Raw genomic sequence first — 18,245 nt, forward strand, 5'->3', positions numbered from 1 at the left:
CCGAACAGAACTTTTAATGCTAAACTTATCAAAGAACTATTTGGCATAGTGGCAGAAGCCGCTTAGCCGATATGTTGAATTCTTAACGGACTATTAATTGATAAATAAAAGGCTTTTAATTTAAGCAAAGGTAGCGGCTTAACTTGCCTAAGGCGGCGACTTGGCTTGCCAAAGGTGGCGGCATTGCCTGCCAAAGGCAGCGGGAAGGGCGCGGAAGGTAACGAGGAAAAACGTATATTTGCGGCAGAAAAAAACAGAAAACGGAGAACATGAGAGAATACATCATCGCAGACAATCAGGACATCAGCAAGGCCGGACTGATGTTTCTGCTCGGCGGACGGAAAGAAACGGCCGCCCTGCTGGAGGCGGAAAACAAGGCGGAACTGGTGCAGATGCTGAAGCTGCACCCGCAGGCGGTCGTCGTGCTGGACTATACGCTGTTCGACTTCACGGGCGCCGAAGAGCTGGTCATCCTGCACGAGCGATTCAAGGAGGCTGACTGGCTGCTGTTTTCCGACGAACTGGGCATCGCCTTCCTGCGGCAAGTGCTGCTGGGCAGCACAGCCTTCGGCGTGGTGCTGAAGGACGCTTCCAGGGAGGAAATTCTCTCCGCCCTGCTTGGCACGGCCCGCGGCGAACGCTACATCTGCAGCCACATAGCCAACCTGCTGCTGCGCGAAGGCAGCACCCCCTCCCCCGCACGCTCCGCCGCGGACAATCTGCTCACCGCCTCCGAAAAGAGTATCCTCAAGGAGATTGCCCTGGGCAAAACCACCAAAGAGATTGCCGCCCAGAAGAACCTCAGCTTCCACACCGTGAACAGCCACCGCAAGAACATCTTCCGCAAGCTGAAGGTGAACAATGCGCACGAGGCCACCCGCTATGCCATGAAGGCGGGCATCGTGGACGCGGTGGAGTATTATATATAAGGAAAGAAGACATCTGTATGGAGGCAAAACAAGAGTATCTGAAGCTCTCCTCCTTCAGGAAGGAGGAGTACCCGAAGGGGGAGGTGGTAGGTGAACACATAAAGTGCTAATATACAGAAGGCCGCAAAAACCTACCACCCCGCCCGTTGGGCACCCCTCCTTCCTGAAGGAGGGGAGTCAGTTACCAGCACTTTGTGTTGGCACACCCTTATCCCGCCTCCGGCCCGGCTCACCCTTCCAGCGCCTGCGCCAGGTCGGCCAGCAGGTCGTCAATGTGTTCCGTCCCTACGGAGAGGCGGACGGTGCCCGGGCGGATGCCCTGCTCCTCCATCTCGCGCGGAGTCAGCTGCGAGTGGGTGGTGGTGGCCGGATGGATGACGAGCGATTTCAGGTCGGCCACGTTGGCCAGCAGCGAGAACAGCTGCAGGCGGTCTATGAACCGATGGGCCGCCTCCACGCCTCCCTTCACCTCGAACGTAAAGATGGAACCTCCGCCCTGCGGGAAGTAGCGGCAGTAAAGCTCGTGGTCGGGGTGCTGGGGCAGCGAGGGGTGGTTCACCGCCTCCACCCGCGGATGGGCTGCCAGGAACTGCACCACGCGCAGGGCGTTCGCCACATGACGCTCCACGCGGAGCGAGAGGGTCTCGATGCCCTGCAGCAGCAGGAAGGCGTTGAAAGGACTGATGGCCGCCCCCGTGTCGCGCAGCAGGACGGCACGGATGCGCACCGCATAGGCCGCCGCTCCGCCCGCGTCCGTAAAGCGCACGCCGTGGTAGCTGGGGTCGGGCTCGGACAGCTGGGGGAACTTGCCCGACGCCGCCCAGTCGAAGCGTCCGCCGTCCACAATCACGCCGCCCAGCGAGGTGCCGTGTCCGCCGATGAACTTCGTGGCGGAGTGTACCACGATGTCCGCCCCGTGCTCGATGGGGCGTATCAGGTAGGGCGTGCCGAAAGTGTTGTCTATAATCAGAGGGATGCCGTGGGCGTGGGCCACGTCGGCCACGGTGCGGATGTCCGTCACGTTGCTGTTGGGGTTGCCCAGCGTTTCGATGAACACCGCCTTGGTATTCTCACGGAAGGCCTCCTCGAAGTTCTGCGGACGCGAAGGGTCCACGAACGTCGTCTCTATCCCGTAGTCCTTCAGCGTATGTGCCAGCAGGTTGTAGCTGCCGCCGTAGATGGTCTTGGCGGCCACGATGTGGTCGCCCGCACGGGCTATGTTGGCTATGGCGTAGGTCACTGCCGCCGCCCCCGAGGCCACGGCCAGGGCTGCTACGCCGCCCTCCAGCGCTGCCATGCGCTGCTCCAGCACCGCCTGCGTGGGGTTGGTCAGTCGTCCGTAAATGTTTCCCTCGTCCCTGAGGGCGAAGCGGTCGGCCGCATGGGTCGAGTTACGGAACACGTAGGAAGCCGTCTGGTAGATGGGTACGGCACGGGCGTCGGTGGCCGGGTCGGGCTGCTCCTGCCCCACATGCAGCTGCAGCGTCTCAAATCGTAAGTTCTTTGTTTCCATTGTCTGTATGATTAAAGTAGATGTATGTCCGGGATTCACTCTTATCAGGTATATGCACCGATAACGGTTGCAAAGATAGCCCCGAGACACAGGCCGGACAACGGCACATAATAGGGATTTTTATACCACAATTATGGTAGATAAACGAACTATTCGTTACATTTGCACGCAAAACCCGTAAATACCCGTGCAAATGAAAAGAAAACAGATACTGCTTCTCCCCTTGTGTACGCTCCTGGCTCTGTCGGGCCTCTTCTCCTGCGGAGTGGACCGCTGGCCCGAATACTACCCGCTGACAGGACGCGACCTGTGGATAGACAGCGTGATGAGGGAAGACTACCTCTGGTACGACGAAATACCAGCCTTCGACGACCTGAATTACTTCCAGTCGCCGCAAGAGTTCCTCAACCAAATCAAGTCGGACAAGGACGAGTTCTCCACCGTAGACACCTTGAGCACGGTGCCCGTACCGAGTTACGGATTCGACTACAGCCTTAGCCAGGCGCCCGACAACGACACGGCCTATTATGCCCAGGTGACCTACGTCATCCCCGACTCGCCGGCCTCCGAAGCCGGGCTGGAGCGGGGCGACTGGATTATGATGGTGGACAACGACTATATCACCAAGAAGAACGAAGACGTGCTGAAGGAAGGCGGCAGCAAGGACATCGTCATCGGCCAGTACACCCTGCAACCAGCCACCGAGGGCGAAGAAGCGCCCACGGGCGTGGTGACCAAGGACCGCGACACCGTGCTGCCCGCATCGAGGGCCGTCAACGACGTGGTGGTGCCGGTCAGCAAGATACTCGACGGCGGTGTGGGCTACATTGTCTATAACAGCTTCCAGGCATCGGCCGATGCCGAAGTGGGCGCCTTCACGCGGCAATGTGCCGAAAGCGGTGTGAAGGACCTGGTGATTGACCTGCGCTACAATGCCGGCGGCGACATGGAGAGCGTGCGTCTGTGGGCAGCCGCACTGGTGCCTTCGGCCAATCTGGGCTCTACCCTGGCCAGCCTGACATTCAACCAGAAGCAGAGCGCCCGCAACGGCGACATCAGCATCGACCCCAACCTTTTGCAGGCACAAGGCGGCAGCAACCTGAACCTCTCCACCGTCTATTTTCTGACCAGCGGCACCACCGCCGGCGCCTCGGAGATGCTCATCAACTGCCTGAAGCCCTATATGAACGTAGTGATGGTGGGCGAAACCACCAAGGGCGAATACCTGGCCACAGCAGGCTATCTCAACGAATCGCTGCGCGTGGTGTTGCGTCCCGTGGTGTGCGAAGTGTACAACGCCAACGGCGCGGCCGACTATACGGCAGGCTTCCTGCCTCAATATACGGTCAACGGGCTGGACAACCCCGCTCAGGTGCTCCCGCTGGGTAACCCCGACGAGGCCCTGTTGAGCACGGCGCTGGGTGTCATCAACGGTACAATTACTCCCGGCACCGATACAGGCACCGACGAAGAGGCACCCACAGAGACCCGCATCAAACGTACCTTCCGCAAAGGGCTGATTCTTCCCTGAAAGTATAAACCTGAGGAAAAGAAAAATGGAAAGTCGAGGATGAGAACCCATCTTCGACTTTCCATTTTTCCGTTTACACTGCTGTATCCCCCCCCTCAGGCCATCTGCATCTTCCGATACTCGTTGGGCGTATATCCCACATTCTTCTTGAAGATACGGTTGAAATGTTGCGAATACTGGTAGCCCAGTTCGTAGGCAATCTGGCTCACCGTCTTGCCCGTTCCCGCTATCATGTCCTTGGCCAAGTCTATAATCTTGTCCTGAATGTATTCCTGGGCTGAGCGTCCGGTTTCTTTCTTAATCAAGTCTCCGAAGTAGTTGGGCGAGAGGAATACCCGGTCGGCAAAATACTTCACGGTAGGCAGGCCGTCGGTTTGGGGAATATCGCTCTGGAAATAGTCGTCGAGCAAAGTCTCAAATTTGGTCAGCACATCCCTGTTGGCTACTGAACGGGTAGCGAACTGACGTTCATAGAAGCGCATGCAGTAATCCAGCAGCAGCCGGATGTGACTTGCGATAAGCCGCTTGCTAAGCTTGTCTGCGGGACGCTGTAGCTCCATCTTAATTCTCGCCAAACAATCTGAGATAAGTTTCCTCTCCTCTTCCGATACATGGAGCGCCTCCGCCGAGCTGTAGGAAAAGAAAGTGTACGACTTCATTTCCTGCGCCAACGAGGTTCCCTTAATCAAGTCAGGATGAAACAAGACTCCCAAAGCATCCGGCTTCACCCCTTCCAGCATCTCCACCTCAGTCACCTGTCCGGGTGCAAAGCTGGTAATGGTGCCCTCCTGATAGTCATAGGTCTGCTTTCCGTAGCGTATGTCGCCACACTTTGTATTCTTCAGATAGAGGGCATACACGCCGTAATTGAAGATAAAATGCTTGGGAATGCGGGTAGCCTCCGACAAGTCTACCACGCTGACCAACGGGTGTAACGTCTTCAGCCCGAACAGGTCATTGTATTTGCTTACTGCATCCAGCTGTATTATATCTGCCATTCCGATTGATTGCTATTATAACAGGCAGGCATCATTGTGCCTGGGCCGATGAACGTTTGAAGAATTTATCAAAGAAAAGTATTTGATAGTCGATGGAATTGTTCCAATACCGGCCGTCGTGTACGCCCGGACGGGTAATGAAGTCGTGATCAATGCCTCGTGCCAGCAGGCGCTTGTGCAGGTCTTTGTTCACCTCCAGAAAGAAGTCGCTTTCACCACAGTCCACAATGATAGCCAGGTCGCCCCGCCCGATTTTGTCCAGCTGGTTGATGACGGTATGGGCATCCCACACAGCCTTGTTGGCCGCATATTCACCCAACTGCCGGCTCATCTCCCAGTTCGTGGGGAAAGGACGGATGTCCACTCCGCCGCTGGTGGAGCCTGCCGCACCGAATACGTCCTTATGACGGAAAGCATTCCACAAAGCGCCGTGTCCACCCATGCTCAAGCCTGTGATGGCCCTTCCCTTGCGGTCGGCCACGGTGGCATAGTGGGTATCGGTATAGTCTATCAGTTCCGAAGATACAAAAGTCTCGTAACGGTAGGACGAATCCCGAGGACTGTCCCAGTACCAACTGTTCTTGCCGTCTGGGCAGGCAAAGATGATGCCCTTCTCGTCGGCTATTTGCGGCAGATTGGGCTTGATGCCTATCCACGTCCACGTGTTGCCGCCATAGCCATGCAGCAGATAAATGACCGGACAGGCTTGCGGTGATTTGCCCAACGCCTTGTCAGGAACTACATACAACACTTGTACCTCTTTGTTCATGGAGGGACTCTTTACCATGACCGTGTCCAAACGGGCAGCCTGCGCGGCAAATATAACGCCGAGCAGGCAGATAATTGACAAAAGTCTTTTCATCATTCTAATTTCTTATTGTCTGTGTTATTTCCATCAAGAAGAAGCACCCCAATGCAACTATGGATTTTTCAGCCAAGGCACTTCTGTCCTGTCTTCACTATAAAATCTGCCAAATATAGCGAAAGTTTTAGAACTGTTCAAGAAGAACAAAAATAAGTTCAGACTTGTTATACTCGGGAATAAAGAAACATACCGCCCGATGCGGATGAATATTAACTTAAACCTTTATAGAACAATGAAGAAATTAATGATGATTGCAGTTCTTGCAGCTGCGTTGGCCTCCTGCCAATCCAAAGGAAACTCAAACAACGAAGCCATCGCAGACGATGGCGAACTTCTCGTAGTCGGCAACGACAGTACGGCTATCGCCATCTACGAAGGTGTTCTTCCCACAGAGAACGGACAAGGCGTACAGTACATCTTGAGCGTAGACAGCATTGGACCCGGCGGTGAATGCGGCTATACGCTGGTAACCACCTATCTGGATGCCAACGGACAGGCAGGAAGCAACTCGTCAATCTCGAAAGGGAAGAAGGAAGTGGTGCAGAAGAACGTGAACAACCAATCAAAGACTGCCTACAAGCTGACCCCCGACGACGGCACATCGCCTCTTTATTTTGTCGTGGTCAACGACACGACCCTGCGTCTGGCCAACGACAGTCTGCTGGAAACCGTCAGTGATGTGGGCTACGACATCGTTCAGGTCAAGCAGTAACCAAAAGGCCGCATGGGAACCGTTGCTTACGGGCAACAAAAGCAATGCGTTGACCGTGTGAAAGCGTTACTTCAGTCCAAACTGAAAAAGAGCCGGCCTCCGTTTTGGGGACGGAGACCGGCTCTTTCTTATTCGACTCAAATTGTTTTTTATTTCTGTACGGGAGAAGAATATCTGGCGTTCAGACCTTCCAGAATTTCCCGTGTAATGTTATAGATGCTATCAGCATAAAGTAAGTTGTCAAAACCCGTATTGCTGATAATCAAACTGTACCCTTTGGTCTTGTTATATTCCTTCAGGAAAGCGTTGATAGAGTCACGCAACTGAAGGCTGTTCTTTTCGTTCTCACTCATCAGTTCAGACTGCAACTTGTTGCTCAGGTTCTGCAAGTCCTGTTCCAGTTTGGCAATACGGTTGTATTCCTGCTGGGCACGCTCCTGTGAGAGATAAGCATTGTTCTGGTATTTGGTTTGGAATTCCTGCTTCTGCTTGTCCAGTTCCTTGGCCTTTTGGTTCAGAGTCAGACGCACGTTCTCGCTCTTCTTCACCATTGCTTCGTTCAGGTCGATACAGAAGTTGTACTTGGCCAAAAGCGTATCTATTTCAACATAGGCAATCTTCATCTCAGACAATCCGGCAGGCTGCACAGAAGTGTTTGTAGTCTGATTATCGGCCTTACCGGCACATTGAGAAAATAAAACGATAAGCGCCAAAGCAGCAAGACCGTTCATCAGGTAGTTTAATCTCTTCATAATTTGTAAATTATTGTTTTTAGAATTAGTTATTCATACTTTCATTCAAGGTTTCTTCCAGTTTGTCAAGAGAAAAACGCGGCTTGCGTTGCGCCTCCCTGTCTTGGGACTGCACACATCCGATTCCTCTGTCGCGCATGGCCTTGTTGCCACTGACGTGGCTGTTGGGGAATTTTCCTCCCTTCACAAAAAAGACTTTTCCCCCCAATAAGGCTATACAGACAGCAACTATCAGCAGTGTAATCAAGGCAGTCTCAATCATATTCATTACATTTGTTACATGAAATCAAGCTTGAATCTTGCAAAAATGGGAATAAATTTTCTTTTGCATTCAAATTACTCTATTTTTGCGGATGCAAATATAGGGCTTTTGGTCGGACTAACACACTTCTTTGGCTCTAAAAAAAGAGTAATAGGAATCGGTTAGCAAAACCATTTAAGTATATTTAGCAAAAAGAGATTAAATACAAACCTTCATAAAGACTCGAATATGGAAAAGAAAGACTTGAAACCGGCAGGCGTATTCCGTTATTTTGAAGAAATATGCCAAGTGCCGCGCCCTTCCAAGAAGGAAGAAAAGATGATTGCCTACCTGAAAGAGTTCGGCAAAAAGAACGGACTGGATACCCTCGTTGACGAAGCCGGCAACGTATTGATAAAGAAACCTGCCACTCCGGGACTGGAAAACCGCAAGACCGTAGTCCTGCAATCGCATATCGACATGGTATGTGAGAAGAACAACGATGTCAACCACGATTTCCTGAACGACCCTATCGAAACGGAGATTGACGGAGAATGGCTGAAGGCCAAAGGCACCACGCTGGGAGCAGACAACGGCATCGGCGTAGCCACCGAACTGGCCATCCTGACAGACGACAGCATTGAGCACGGACCATTGGAGTGCCTTTTCACGGTAGACGAAGAAACAGGACTGACCGGTGCCTTTGCCTTGAAAGAAGGATTCATGAACGGCGAAATCCTGCTGAACCTTGACTCTGAGGACGAAGGAGAGCTGTTCATCGGCTGCGCGGGCGGCGTAGACTCCGTGGCCGAATTCACGTATAACGAGGTATCTGTACCAGCCGGCTATTTCTGTTGCAAAATACAGGTGAAAGGACTGAAAGGCGGACACTCGGGCGGAGACATCCACCTCGGACGCGGCAACGCCAACAAAATACTTAACCGCTTCCTCAGCCAGGCGTTCAAGAAGTACGACCTGTATCTTTGCGAAATAGACGGCGGCAACCTGCGCAACGCCATTGCCCGCGAAGCACACGCCATCGTAGCCATCCCCGAAGCGGACAAACACGACCTGCGGGCCGACCTGAACATCTTTGCATCCGAAGTACAGGCCGAATACAACGTAAGCGACCCCGAACTGCAACTGCTGATGGAGTCGGAAAACACTTGCGAGAAAGCGTTGGACAAAGACACAACCCGCCGCCTGCTGCAAGCCCTGTATGCAGTCCCCCACGGCGTGTATGCCATGAGCCAGGACATACCCGGATTGGTTGAGACATCCACCAACCTGGCTTCGGTGAAGATGAAACCGGGCTGCATCATCCGCATCGAGACCAGCCAGCGCAGCTCCACCGCATCGTCCAAGCAAGACATCGCCACCATGGTACGCACTGTCTTCGAAATGGCAGGTGCCCGCGTATCCTTTGGCGACGGCTATCCGGGCTGGAAGCCCAATCCCCACTCCGAAATTCTGGGCATCGCTACCGAATCCTATCAACGTCTGTTCGGCGTAGAGGCCAAAGTCAAAGCCATCCATGCAGGACTGGAGTGCGGCCTCTTCCTGGATAAATATCCTTCGCTGGACATGATTTCCTTCGGCCCCACCCTGCAAGGCGTCCACTCACCCGACGAACGGATGCTGATACCCACCGTCCAGAAGTTCTGGAACCACCTGCTGGACATCCTCAAACACATCCCTGCCAAGCAATAACATTGAAAGGATGAGTACCAATATGCGGAGACATCAGAAAAACAGACAATGGAAAGTACTGTGCTTCTGTGTCTCCGCATTTTTCATCCTATCCCAGGCACATGGACAAGGCAAGGATACAGCGGACTTCCGCGTCATGTCCTACAACGTGGAGAACCTGTTCGACTGCCGCCACGACAGTCTGAAGGACGACTACGAATTTCTGCCCGACGCCATCCGCCGCTGGAACTACTACAAATATAGAAAGAAACTGGACGATGTGGCACGCGTCATCGTAGCCGTAGGTGAATGGAACCCGCCGGCTCTCGTCGCTCTATGCGAAGTAGAGAACGACAGTGTCCTGCGCGACCTGACACGCTATTCGGCCTTGCGCGAAGTAGGCTACCGGTATGTCATGACCTCCTCGCCCGACGAGCGCGGCATTGACGTCGCCCTGCTCTATCGCCGCCACCTGTTCAAGCTGTTGTCCTGCCACAGCCTGGAAGTCCCCCGAACCGACAAACAGAATCGCCCTACGCGGGACATCCTGCATGTATGCGGACAGCTTCTCAATCAGGACACACTGGACGTGTTCGTCTGTCACTTCCCTTCACGGTCCGGAGGAGCCAAAGAGACGGAAGCACATCGGCTGCTGGCCGCCCGACGTGTCCGAGAAGCCATAGACAGCATTTATGCCCGACGCCGACGCCCCCAGATTCTGATGATGGGAGACCTGAACGACTATCCGCACAACCGGTCGGTCAGGTTGCTGCTGGACGGAGATAAGCCCGTACTCAAACATCTGTTAGACGGCAAACCCGGCATGAAACCGGCAGGAAGCTACAAATACCAAGGAGAATGGGGACTTCTGGATCACATCATGGTATCGGAAGAAATGACCCGTCCCGATGCCCCCTTCCATACGGCCGAAGGACGTGCCGGCATCTTTGCCCCTCCCTTCCTGCTGGCGCCCGATAAAAAATATGGAGGTCTGCAACCCTTCCGCACCTATTATGGCATGAAATATCAAGAGGGTTACAGCGACCATCTGCCCGTGTGGGCAGACTTCCGCGTGCTCTACTGAGGCCTACTGCTGTCCGGACTACATTTCCGCAAACCCCTGATGCCTGGAGGGGGATGTAAGACAGATATTTTCTGTCTGACCAGTAACAAAAGCCAAAGAGGCTCGGAGGAGACGTCAAAGAGGCTCGGAGGAGACGTCAAAGAGGCTCGGAAGCAATGCCAAAGAGGCTCGGAGGCAGAGACAGGATTTCTGTTTTAACAAGCCTTTGATTTACAGAACTAAGTCAATCAATCTGAATACTGATACAGCTTCAGGTCAAACTGCTGCACCATTACCAGCAGATGGTCAAAAATATCCGACTGAATCCGCTCAAACGCCTTCCATTCCTTGTTGCGCAGGAAGAAATAGACCTGGATGGGCACGCCGTAAGTGGTGGGTTCCTTCTGGCTCAGTATCAAATCCATTTCCTGGTTTACGACAGGAAGACTGCACAGATAACGTTCTATGTAGATGCGGTATAACTGGGCATTGGTAGGCACTTCGCCGGCAGCAGGCTGGTAATCGGCCATCAAGGGAATCTCCTTCCGTATTCTGTCCAGCATATCCGGCGTACAGAACTTCAATGTTGTCATGTCCAGAAAGATGCGTTTGTCCACGCGCCGCCCGCCTCCTTCCTGCATTCCACGCCAGTTTTGGAAAGTATTGTTCACCAATGTATAAGGAGGAACAGTCGAAATCGTATTGTCCCAATTCTGTATCTTCACCGTATTCAGGGTAATTTCCTTCACCACCCCATTGGCACTGCCGTTGGGCAGTTGCACCCAGTCGCCGATGCGCACCATGTCGTTGGCCGAAAGCTGTACACCGGACACAAACCCAAGGATGCTGTCTTTGAACACCAGCATCAGCACCGCTGCCGAAGCTCCCAATCCGGCAAACAGGGTGGCGGGCGATTTGTCTACCAGTACGGCCACAATAATGATGCCTCCTATGAAGAAAAGCAAAACCTGAAGCACCTGCACAAAACCCTTCAAGGGACGGTTCTTCTGTTCGTCCTTTGCATTATACAAATCGAGCATCACCAGCAACAGGCTGTTCAGGGTAAGAAGAATGGCGGTAATGACATAGACAACACAAATCCGCTGCGAAAGCTCAAGCATCCCCCTTCCCCGGACAAAGGCCAACGGCAACATGGCATAAACCAAGATGCCCGGCAAGACATGAATCAGATGGTGTACCACCTTACGCTTCATCAGCAGTGTACTCCAATAATGAGGATTGCGTTTGGCATAATGCCTCATACCGCCCACGAATATCGACTGACACAAATAATCCAATCCGACAGACACGGCAATCATCAGTACCGCGACAAGGGTCTCGTCAAACATATCGGCCACTTTGGGATTGATGCCCCAACCTATCAGGATGTCATTCATCCAGCCTCCTAAACTCATCATACAATTGATTTTTCCATATATATTATTTCAGAAAACAGATGAAGAAACAGAGTTGTTCAGTCCATGCGCTAAACGAAGGAGTAAACCGCCATCAACAGAACAGTGCCCCCTCCCACCCAGATTGGGACATACGCATGGCGATATGCCTTGAGCGGCCTGTACTTGCAGAACTTTGCAAAAAGCCAGTAAAACAGGGTAGCACCGACAAAACCGACCACGGCCCCAACCAGCAAGTCTCCCGGATAATGCACCCCCAAATAGGAACGCGAATAGCACGTCACCAGCGCCCACAGCATGATGAACCACGTAAGGGCACGGGTGCGGAATACATAAAACACGAAGAACGCCAGCCCGAACGCATTGGCGGCATGGCAAGAGGGGAAACCGTACCTCCCTCCCCGATAGCCGTTCACAATCTGTACCATGTCCGATATGGGATTCTCCAGATTGGCGGGCCGAAGACGGCACACGTACGGACGGATAAACGTGGCGCAAACCTGGTCGGCAAAAGTAATGGTCAGCGCAATGGTTATGATACAACCCAGCACCCATTTCCAATGAAGATTACGAAACAATACATAGAGAATGGAAGCATACATAGGCACCCAAATCCATTTTCCGCTGAAGGCATACATAAAAGTGTCCGCCCATCCGGCACGCCATCCGTTGATAGCAAGCAATAAGTCTGTATCAGCCTCTATCAGTCCTGATAATAAATCTGTCCATATCATTTTATTTTCTTATTTAAGTTTCGCAAGTTTATTAACGGATTCTAGTTAAGGAATTAAGCCAATACCGTTGTGAGAAAGGATGCCGACCATACACTTAAGCTATTGGCTTTAACTCCTAAGCCCACCCTGGTGGGCGATAACTTCTTTTAACTACTCCTGCAAGTTTGGCTTCGCCGATTTTCAATTCGCACTTGCGAAACTTGAGTTTCCTTAAATTTCAGTTTGTGTCCATACTTGCTTTCACATTCCCCCGGTTCCTGTTCGGGAACTTCCCATTTCAACGAGCAGCCAAGTCATCATAAAGCTTCTGCAAATAGGCCATACCTGCCCGCAAATTCTTGCCTTTCTCCGTTCCCTCGTCCAGCACGACACTCCCCGACTGGTTGTCATAAATCAGGCAATTGTCTGCCGTTGCCACTCCAAAAGCATCGGGTACGGTAAAGAAAGCGAAATGCGGAGAGTTCGGGTCGAGCATATCTTTGCTGAAAGTAAACTGTCCGTGAGGCAACCCCAGCTGAGCCAGCAAGGTTGCCGCAATGTCCTGTTGCGAGCCATAGACATCAATCTCCCTGGGTTCACGCACGGCTCCTCCCACCATCAGCAAAGGTATCTGGTAGCGGTCGGCAGTAAAGTTGCTCACCGGCTCAGGGGTTGCGCCCAAATGGTCAGGCACAAAAATCAGCACTGTATTCTTCCATTGCGGCAATTCGCGGAATTGTCTTACAAAATCGCCCACACAACTGTCTGTATAGGCAAAGGCATTCATGCGGTCGTCAGCCAGACGGCGATAAGGCACTTCAAAAGGCTCGTGGCTGCTGGAAGTCTGCAACACCCGATAGTTCAACTGCCCCGACTTTCCTGCCGCCGCTTCTGCTTTCAAGTCGTCCAGCAGACGGCGGAACACCAGATGGTCATGTGCCCCCCATTTGCTCAAACGATCAGATACAGGAAAATCCTGATCGGAAACAATTTCCTCAAAGCCCGAAGACATCAGGTAAGAACGCATATTGGTGAAATCGGCATCACCGCCGTAGTAATATTTGGTAGCATATCCGGCCTCCTTCAGGCTTCTTGCAATGGCCGGCAATTTCTGGGTTTTGCGCGGATATTTCATAATACTGGTAGTAGGCTGTGCCGGATATCCGCTCAATACGGCTACCAGCCCGCGATCGGTACGGAAGCTGTTGGCATAAAAATTGGTAAACAGCACTCCCTCACGTGCCAGACTGTCCATCTGCACAGCAATGTCCGGTTGTCCGCCCAGCGTTGTCATCAGTTTGGAGGAGAAACCTTCCAGAATGACGATGCAGACATTGGGTCTGCGTTGCGTAAACAACGTCCGCAGAGAGTCTGAAGCTGCTTTCAAGGAATCGGGGACTGCTACAGTCTTACCTGTCACACTCAAGTCAACCATATTCTCAAAAATACGGTCAGCCTCAGCGCCATCCATGAAACGATACTGCTTGGCGAAATCCTTCTGTTTGGAAAGAGATTCCATCAAACTGAACATCGGGTTAATGGCCGCATGGTTCAGCCGCATGTCCGTACTGAAATAGACCTTGCCCGTATTCATGGTGGACACCGTAAAACCTCCACGGATTGGAATGAACAACAACCCGACCAGCAATAGCTGTACAACGGAAGTGGTGATATAACGGAAAGGCAACTTCAAACATAAGAACTGCTTCTTCGGTAAGAGCAGACAACGGAACAGGGCATACAACAGACTGGCGTAAGCCACCATGATGGCTACTCCCGCCAGCACGAACCCGATTCCTACACTGGCCAAAGCATCCTTGGGAGAAGAAAAGAAGTAAAACAAGGGAGTGGTGTCAAGACGGAAGCCCCAATACTCATACAGGGCCAGATCCACGACAAAGACAACAGAAAGGAGAATGGAGACAAAAAGAAAATAACCGTTCCAGATACGACGCAATACATCGGACAACGACCAGACGGAGACTAACAGCAACAAACCGGGAATGGCCGTCAGATAACCCGCCAACGACAAATCGAGCGGTAACCCATGCCAAATGACCTCCAGCCAACTGCTCCAGGCAACATCGGCATACAGCGAATGATAATAGAGCATGAACAGCGGCTTCTGCAACGCAAATATACAAACAAACAGTAAGTATGTTTTAACAAATCCTATAATTCTTTCTTTCATTGGACTCTTCCCTTAAACATGATAAGGGGCAAAAATAAACATTTTGTTCTATTTCTTACTAATTATTGGATAATTTTATGCCATTTGCATCCATTTCCGCCTCAGGCAGGTTTCTCCTTCCTCCCGTTCAATGACGTTTCAGATACAAACGATCCGAAATGATGGCCGGCAGTTCGTTCTCGTAATGAGTGACCATAATCAGGGTTTTGTTCTTCCTCAGGCCATAGGCTTCTATAATTTTCTTCACTTTGCGTCGGTTGTACGTATCCAATCCATGCAAGGGTTCATCCAGAATCAGCAGTTCAGGGTCTTTCACAAAAGCACGGGCCAGCAATGCCAGCCGTTGCTCGCCGCTGGACAGTTGCAGGAAAGGTTTGTCTTTCAATGCTGCAATGCCGAAAATATCCATCCACCACTCGCACACGGCCATTTCCGTTTCCTTGGGACGTTTATAGAGTCCGATACTGTCATGCAGCCCCGAGGCCACAATCTCAATGGCCGGCAGATTCTTCAAGTAAGCCCGGTGCATCTCCGGACTGACATAGCCGATATGCTTTTTAATCTCCCAAATGCTTTCCCCACTTCCCCGTTTTCTTCCGAACAGGCTGATGTCACAGGCATACGACTGCGGATTGTCGGCACAGACCAGACTGAGCAGCGTAGATTTACCCGAACCGTTTTCACCGCCCAAAGCCCACTTCTGTCCGCGTTTCACCGTCCAGTCCAAATCCTTCAAGATGGTTCGGTCGCCATAACGGATGCTGACCTTGTTCAGTTTCACCACCTCTTCCGATTCATATTCCGCATGTTCATAAGGGAGGTCTAAAATGCGCCGTTGCAGGTCGTCATACACTTGTGGAACATCCTGCGCTCTGAACCTTTGAAGATAAGCCTCACGTTCCATCTTCTCTCTCACGACAAGATGCTCCACCGGCATCACGTGTGTGATGAAGGAAGGGATGTCATCCAGCATGGAAAGTACCAGCACAATCTGCAAAGAAGAAAAACTTGTCAATCCGTCCAACACCTTGAACAGCAAATCGCGGGTAGCAGCGTCCAGACCAATGAACGGATTGTCCATAATGAGAATACGGGGAGCGGTCAGCAGTGTCTTGGTCAGTTGAAACTTGCGGAGCTCGCCGCTGGAAAGGAGGATGATTTTCTTGTCCAGCATCGGCTCTATCTGGAAAAGTTCAAATAACTGTTTTTTCAGAGCCTCATCCTTTATCTCTCCCAGCAGTTCACGAACCTCCGGCGCCTCGTCCTGGTCGTGGGCGTTCCAACGCTGCTGATAATAATAGTTGGCATCGGCCGACCCATACGTGTCGCGGAAAGCGATGTATTTGATGTTGTCATACACATTCTTCGTCGTAGAAGGCGAGAAGTCATACGTCAATTCTCCCTCCCTCAACGGATATTTGCCTGTAATCATGTCCACCAACAAACTTTTGCCAGCCCCATTGGGACCTACGATGGCAATATGTTCACCGGCCATCAAGTCAAGACTGGCAGGCTGCGCCAAGCGGACCAGCGGATTACGCACCACGCCTCCCGCCAAATGTACTGTACATTGTGGTTTCATTTCCATTTCTAATCAGATGTCCTTTTGCGCCGCAAAATTAGTGATTAATTCGTTAACTGCAGAAAAGGAATCAATGAGAAAGTTAAGTTTCGCAAGTTTATCAATCGGTTGTAGTTAAGGAGCTAAGAAGTTAAAGAGTGAAGCCAATACCTTTTTTATGAATGGTAAATGGTAGAAGTTACGGTTTTACCGAATTGAAAATCGGCGAAGCCAAACTTGCAGAAGTAAGATTTCTCACAAGCAACAAACGCCAAGCAGAACAGCCACTACCCGAACCTCCGCTCACCACTAACCACTCACCACTCACCACTAACTCCTCGCCTTGAACACCGGCCTCACCATCTGCACCTCAGACGTAAAACCGAACCAGTATCCGTGTTCAGAAGTGTTGTCAACAGGCAGGAAGCACAGCCGCAACGACTCATCGTAACTTCCCTCAATCACTTCCCAGCGTTCGGGAGGCGTCACCCGTTTGGTCCTCACCCTCTCGGCAGGAGCCTTCTTCAGCGACATGCCCGCTTCTATCCAGGCTACGCTTGCTTCTGTCTGTAACAATGGATAGTTCTGCTTGCAATAATCGTAAAGAATCAGTCCGCGCTTCTCCAGGCTCATGGGCTGCTCTATCAGGTTGCAAGCAATGAGATGGTTCAGAAAGTCCGTCAAGAAATTCCGGTCGTGCAAAATCAACGTACGGGTCAGCCCCCTCCAGGCAGGCGCATTGTAGAAACCATCGAGCAGCCGTGACAGCAGCCGGGCCGTCTGGAGCTCGCTTGTACTGATTTCATTCGTCTGTAACACCTCATAAGGAGGGAAAGGCGAATAACGGATTCCCAGTTGCTCCGCCCGGTTACGCATCTCTGTTCCCGGCAATAGTTTCAACGATTCCAACTGAATCTCCCCGGCGCCGATTTCTGCCAGCTTCCGCACGTCATCAAAAATATCCATAAGCCGGTATAGAGGCAGCCCTGCTATCAAGTCCGCATGGGTTTCCATGTTGGACAACGAACAGAGAAAGGAAAGCCCCTTCAACGCATCGGCCAGCTTCCCCGCCCGCCGGCTCACCCGCAACACCTCTTCATGCAAGCTCTGGATACCGGCCTCCAGATGAAGCAGTCCCGTAGGAAGTTGCTTCAGAAGGCACATCAGCTCCTCGGATAGCAAGGCGGGATGTATCTCCAGGTGGAAACGGATGTCGGGCGCGAACTCCGTAAACAGTTCCAGCAACGCCCTAGCCCGCTTTGGCTGATAATTGAAAGTCCTGTCAAGCACCCGCACGTTCTTGATGCCATGCTCATGAATCACCTCCAGCCTGCGCCGGATGGTATCAATGTCCAGCGTACGCACCGGCTTCTCACCGCCGCTCACGCAGAAGGCACACGTGTTGAAGCATCCCCGGGTGGTTTCCAGCTGGACAAACGGCTTGTCCCAATTAAAGAAACGGCTTTCCTCAGGCGGCACCAGAGCCGGAAAATCCAAGACCCGCGCCATACCATTATCCCGATATTGCCCTTTGTCATCCAAATAGCAAAGCCCTTCTATCCGTCCCCACTCTTCGGGCCGGTTCCAGCATGTCAGCCATTGTGGAACAGCGTGCTCTCCTTCTCCCCTGAACACAGCATCCACAAAGGGATTCCGCCTCAGGAATTCTTCGTTATCGCCCAGGAACTCGGGACCACCCAGTACCAGGCAAGTTTCCGGAAGCAGCGCCTTCAACCGAGAGGTAATATGCAACATCTGTTCATGGTTGAACAGCCAGACGGTACCCGCCAGGATGTCTGGCCGATGGCGGTAAGCCTCATCCACAGTCATGCCCACCTGCTCGTTGATGGTGGCCGACACACGCACCCACTCCACCGTCTCATCGTGAGCCACCTGTGCGTGGATGGCAGGCAATGCCAGTGAAGAATGCGCATACGAGCTGTTCAAGTCAACCCACACTATTTTCATATACGTTAATACTTCGTTAAATTTATAGCTAATCCGTTGATAACAAATAAGTTAATTAATAAAGTTTAGCAGAATAAAATAGGTCAAGTAGCTGATTTTCATTA

At 52.1% G+C, this 18,245-nt stretch carries 15 protein-coding genes; 5 read left to right on the forward strand and 10 right to left on the reverse strand.

Annotated elements, in window-relative coordinates; all coding sequences use genetic code 11:
- Nucleotides 1–269 precede the first annotated feature (269 nt).
- Nucleotides 270–929, forward strand: a complete 660-nt coding sequence (locus Q1Y74_RS09150; protein WP_300813956.1) for a response regulator transcription factor — start codon at nt 270–272, stop codon at nt 927–929.
- A 229-nt stretch (nt 930–1,158) separates the two neighbouring features.
- On the opposite strand, the gene Q1Y74_RS09155 is transcribed toward Q1Y74_RS09150, so the two are convergent.
- The gene (locus tag Q1Y74_RS09155; RefSeq protein WP_300813957.1) at nt 1,159–2,442 is read right to left on the reverse strand and encodes an O-acetylhomoserine aminocarboxypropyltransferase/cysteine synthase family protein; all 1,284 of its coding nucleotides are present in this window, start codon (nt 2,440–2,442) and stop codon (nt 1,159–1,161) included.
- Between the two features lie 193 nt (nt 2,443–2,635).
- On the opposite strand from Q1Y74_RS09155, the gene Q1Y74_RS09160 reads away from it, so the two are divergent.
- Entirely contained in the window at nt 2,636–3,973 is a 1,338-nt protein-coding gene (locus Q1Y74_RS09160) for a S41 family peptidase (RefSeq protein WP_300813958.1), read from the forward strand.
- 95 nt (nt 3,974–4,068) lie between these two features.
- Here the strand turns inward: Q1Y74_RS09160 and Q1Y74_RS09165 are convergent, their stop codons facing one another.
- Together Q1Y74_RS09165 and Q1Y74_RS09170 are read right to left on the reverse strand one after the other, a co-directional pair.
- Nucleotides 4,069–4,971: a helix-turn-helix domain-containing protein gene (locus tag Q1Y74_RS09165; RefSeq protein ID WP_300813959.1), complete on the reverse strand. Its 903-nt coding sequence runs from the start codon at nt 4,969–4,971 to the stop codon at nt 4,069–4,071.
- Between the two features lie 31 nt (nt 4,972–5,002).
- The gene (locus Q1Y74_RS09170; protein ID WP_300813960.1) at nt 5,003–5,836 is read right to left on the reverse strand and encodes an alpha/beta hydrolase family protein; all 834 of its coding nucleotides are present in this window, start codon (nt 5,834–5,836) and stop codon (nt 5,003–5,005) included.
- A 232-nt stretch (nt 5,837–6,068) separates the two neighbouring features.
- On the opposite strand from Q1Y74_RS09170, the gene Q1Y74_RS09175 reads away from it, so the two are divergent.
- Complete coding sequence (locus tag Q1Y74_RS09175; protein WP_300813961.1) at nt 6,069–6,548, forward strand: copper resistance protein NlpE N-terminal domain-containing protein; 480 nt, start codon at nt 6,069–6,071, stop codon at nt 6,546–6,548.
- A 149-nt stretch (nt 6,549–6,697) separates the two neighbouring features.
- On the opposite strand, the gene Q1Y74_RS09180 is transcribed toward Q1Y74_RS09175, so the two are convergent.
- Together Q1Y74_RS09180 and Q1Y74_RS09185 are read right to left on the reverse strand one after the other, a co-directional pair.
- Nucleotides 6,698–7,300 carry an OmpH family outer membrane protein gene (locus Q1Y74_RS09180; protein WP_300813963.1) on the reverse strand — a complete coding sequence of 201 codons (603 nt, stop codon included), beginning with the start codon at nt 7,298–7,300 and terminating at the stop codon, nt 6,698–6,700.
- Between the two features lie 25 nt (nt 7,301–7,325).
- Entirely contained in the window at nt 7,326–7,562 is a 237-nt protein-coding gene (locus Q1Y74_RS09185) for a hypothetical protein (RefSeq protein WP_300813964.1), read from the reverse strand.
- Between the two features lie 228 nt (nt 7,563–7,790).
- Between Q1Y74_RS09185 and Q1Y74_RS09190 the strand changes: the two genes are divergently transcribed.
- Complete coding sequence (locus Q1Y74_RS09190) at nt 7,791–9,251, forward strand: aminoacyl-histidine dipeptidase (RefSeq protein ID WP_300813966.1); 1,461 nt, start codon at nt 7,791–7,793, stop codon at nt 9,249–9,251.
- A 10-nt stretch (nt 9,252–9,261) separates the two neighbouring features.
- A complete protein-coding gene (locus Q1Y74_RS09195; RefSeq protein WP_300813967.1) occupies nt 9,262–10,314 on the forward strand; it encodes an endonuclease/exonuclease/phosphatase family protein in 1,053 nt (350 codons plus the stop codon).
- A gap of 227 nt (nt 10,315–10,541) precedes the next feature.
- Here Q1Y74_RS09195 and Q1Y74_RS09200 read toward each other — a convergent pair whose 3' ends face one another.
- From Q1Y74_RS09200 to Q1Y74_RS09220, 5 genes are all read right to left on the reverse strand, one after another.
- The gene (locus tag Q1Y74_RS09200) at nt 10,542–11,711 is read right to left on the reverse strand and encodes a mechanosensitive ion channel domain-containing protein (protein WP_300813968.1); all 1,170 of its coding nucleotides are present in this window, start codon (nt 11,709–11,711) and stop codon (nt 10,542–10,544) included.
- Between the two features lie 68 nt (nt 11,712–11,779).
- Nucleotides 11,780–12,442: a phosphatase PAP2 family protein gene (locus Q1Y74_RS09205; protein ID WP_300813969.1), complete on the reverse strand. Its 663-nt coding sequence runs from the start codon at nt 12,440–12,442 to the stop codon at nt 11,780–11,782.
- 277 nt (nt 12,443–12,719) lie between these two features.
- On the reverse strand, nt 12,720–14,612 hold the full coding sequence (locus Q1Y74_RS09210) for an LTA synthase family protein (protein WP_300813971.1): 1,893 nt from the start codon (nt 14,610–14,612) through the stop codon (nt 12,720–12,722).
- Nucleotides 14,613–14,739: 127 nt separating this feature from the next.
- Nucleotides 14,740–16,194, reverse strand: coding sequence for an ATP-binding cassette domain-containing protein (locus tag Q1Y74_RS09215; protein ID WP_300813972.1), 1,455 nt, complete (start codon nt 16,192–16,194; stop codon nt 14,740–14,742).
- 309 nt (nt 16,195–16,503) lie between these two features.
- Nucleotides 16,504–18,141 carry a DUF4080 domain-containing protein gene (locus Q1Y74_RS09220; protein ID WP_300813973.1) on the reverse strand — a complete coding sequence of 546 codons (1,638 nt, stop codon included), beginning with the start codon at nt 18,139–18,141 and terminating at the stop codon, nt 16,504–16,506.
- Nucleotides 18,142–18,245: the final 104 nt, after the last annotated feature.

The organism is uncultured Bacteroides sp., assembly GCF_949298305.1.
Taxonomy (GTDB): domain Bacteria; phylum Bacteroidota; class Bacteroidia; order Bacteroidales; family Bacteroidaceae; genus Bacteroides.

What these genes read in the sequence shown, in the direction of transcription:
- Q1Y74_RS09180 (WP_300813963.1), bottom strand. Translation starts at nt 7,300, where the DNA reads ATGAAGAGATTAAACTACCTGATGAACGGTCTTGCTGCTTTGGCGCTT.
- Q1Y74_RS09195 (WP_300813967.1), top strand. Translation starts at nt 9,262, where the DNA reads ATGAGTACCAATATGCGGAGACATCAGAAAAACAGACAATGGAAAGTA.
- Q1Y74_RS09165 (WP_300813959.1), bottom strand. Translation starts at nt 4,971, where the DNA reads ATGGCAGATATAATACAGCTGGATGCAGTAAGCAAATACAATGACCTG.
- Q1Y74_RS09200 (WP_300813968.1), bottom strand. Translation starts at nt 11,711, where the DNA reads ATGATGAGTTTAGGAGGCTGGATGAATGACATCCTGATAGGTTGGGGC.
- Q1Y74_RS09215 (WP_300813972.1), bottom strand. Translation starts at nt 16,194, where the DNA reads ATGAAACCACAATGTACAGTACATTTGGCGGGAGGCGTGGTGCGTAAT.
- Q1Y74_RS09170 (WP_300813960.1), bottom strand. Translation starts at nt 5,836, where the DNA reads ATGATGAAAAGACTTTTGTCAATTATCTGCCTGCTCGGCGTTATATTT.
- Q1Y74_RS09185 (WP_300813964.1), bottom strand. Translation starts at nt 7,562, where the DNA reads ATGATTGAGACTGCCTTGATTACACTGCTGATAGTTGCTGTCTGTATA.
- Q1Y74_RS09220 (WP_300813973.1), bottom strand. Translation starts at nt 18,141, where the DNA reads ATGAAAATAGTGTGGGTTGACTTGAACAGCTCGTATGCGCATTCTTCA.
- Q1Y74_RS09190 (WP_300813966.1), top strand. Translation starts at nt 7,791, where the DNA reads ATGGAAAAGAAAGACTTGAAACCGGCAGGCGTATTCCGTTATTTTGAA.
- Q1Y74_RS09210 (WP_300813971.1), bottom strand. Translation starts at nt 14,612, where the DNA reads ATGAAAGAAAGAATTATAGGATTTGTTAAAACATACTTACTGTTTGTT.
- Q1Y74_RS09175 (WP_300813961.1), top strand. Translation starts at nt 6,069, where the DNA reads ATGAAGAAATTAATGATGATTGCAGTTCTTGCAGCTGCGTTGGCCTCC.
- Q1Y74_RS09160 (WP_300813958.1), top strand. Translation starts at nt 2,636, where the DNA reads ATGAAAAGAAAACAGATACTGCTTCTCCCCTTGTGTACGCTCCTGGCT.
- Q1Y74_RS09205 (WP_300813969.1), bottom strand. Translation starts at nt 12,442, where the DNA reads ATGATATGGACAGATTTATTATCAGGACTGATAGAGGCTGATACAGAC.
- Q1Y74_RS09150 (WP_300813956.1), top strand. Translation starts at nt 270, where the DNA reads ATGAGAGAATACATCATCGCAGACAATCAGGACATCAGCAAGGCCGGA.
- Q1Y74_RS09155 (WP_300813957.1), bottom strand. Translation starts at nt 2,442, where the DNA reads ATGGAAACAAAGAACTTACGATTTGAGACGCTGCAGCTGCATGTGGGG.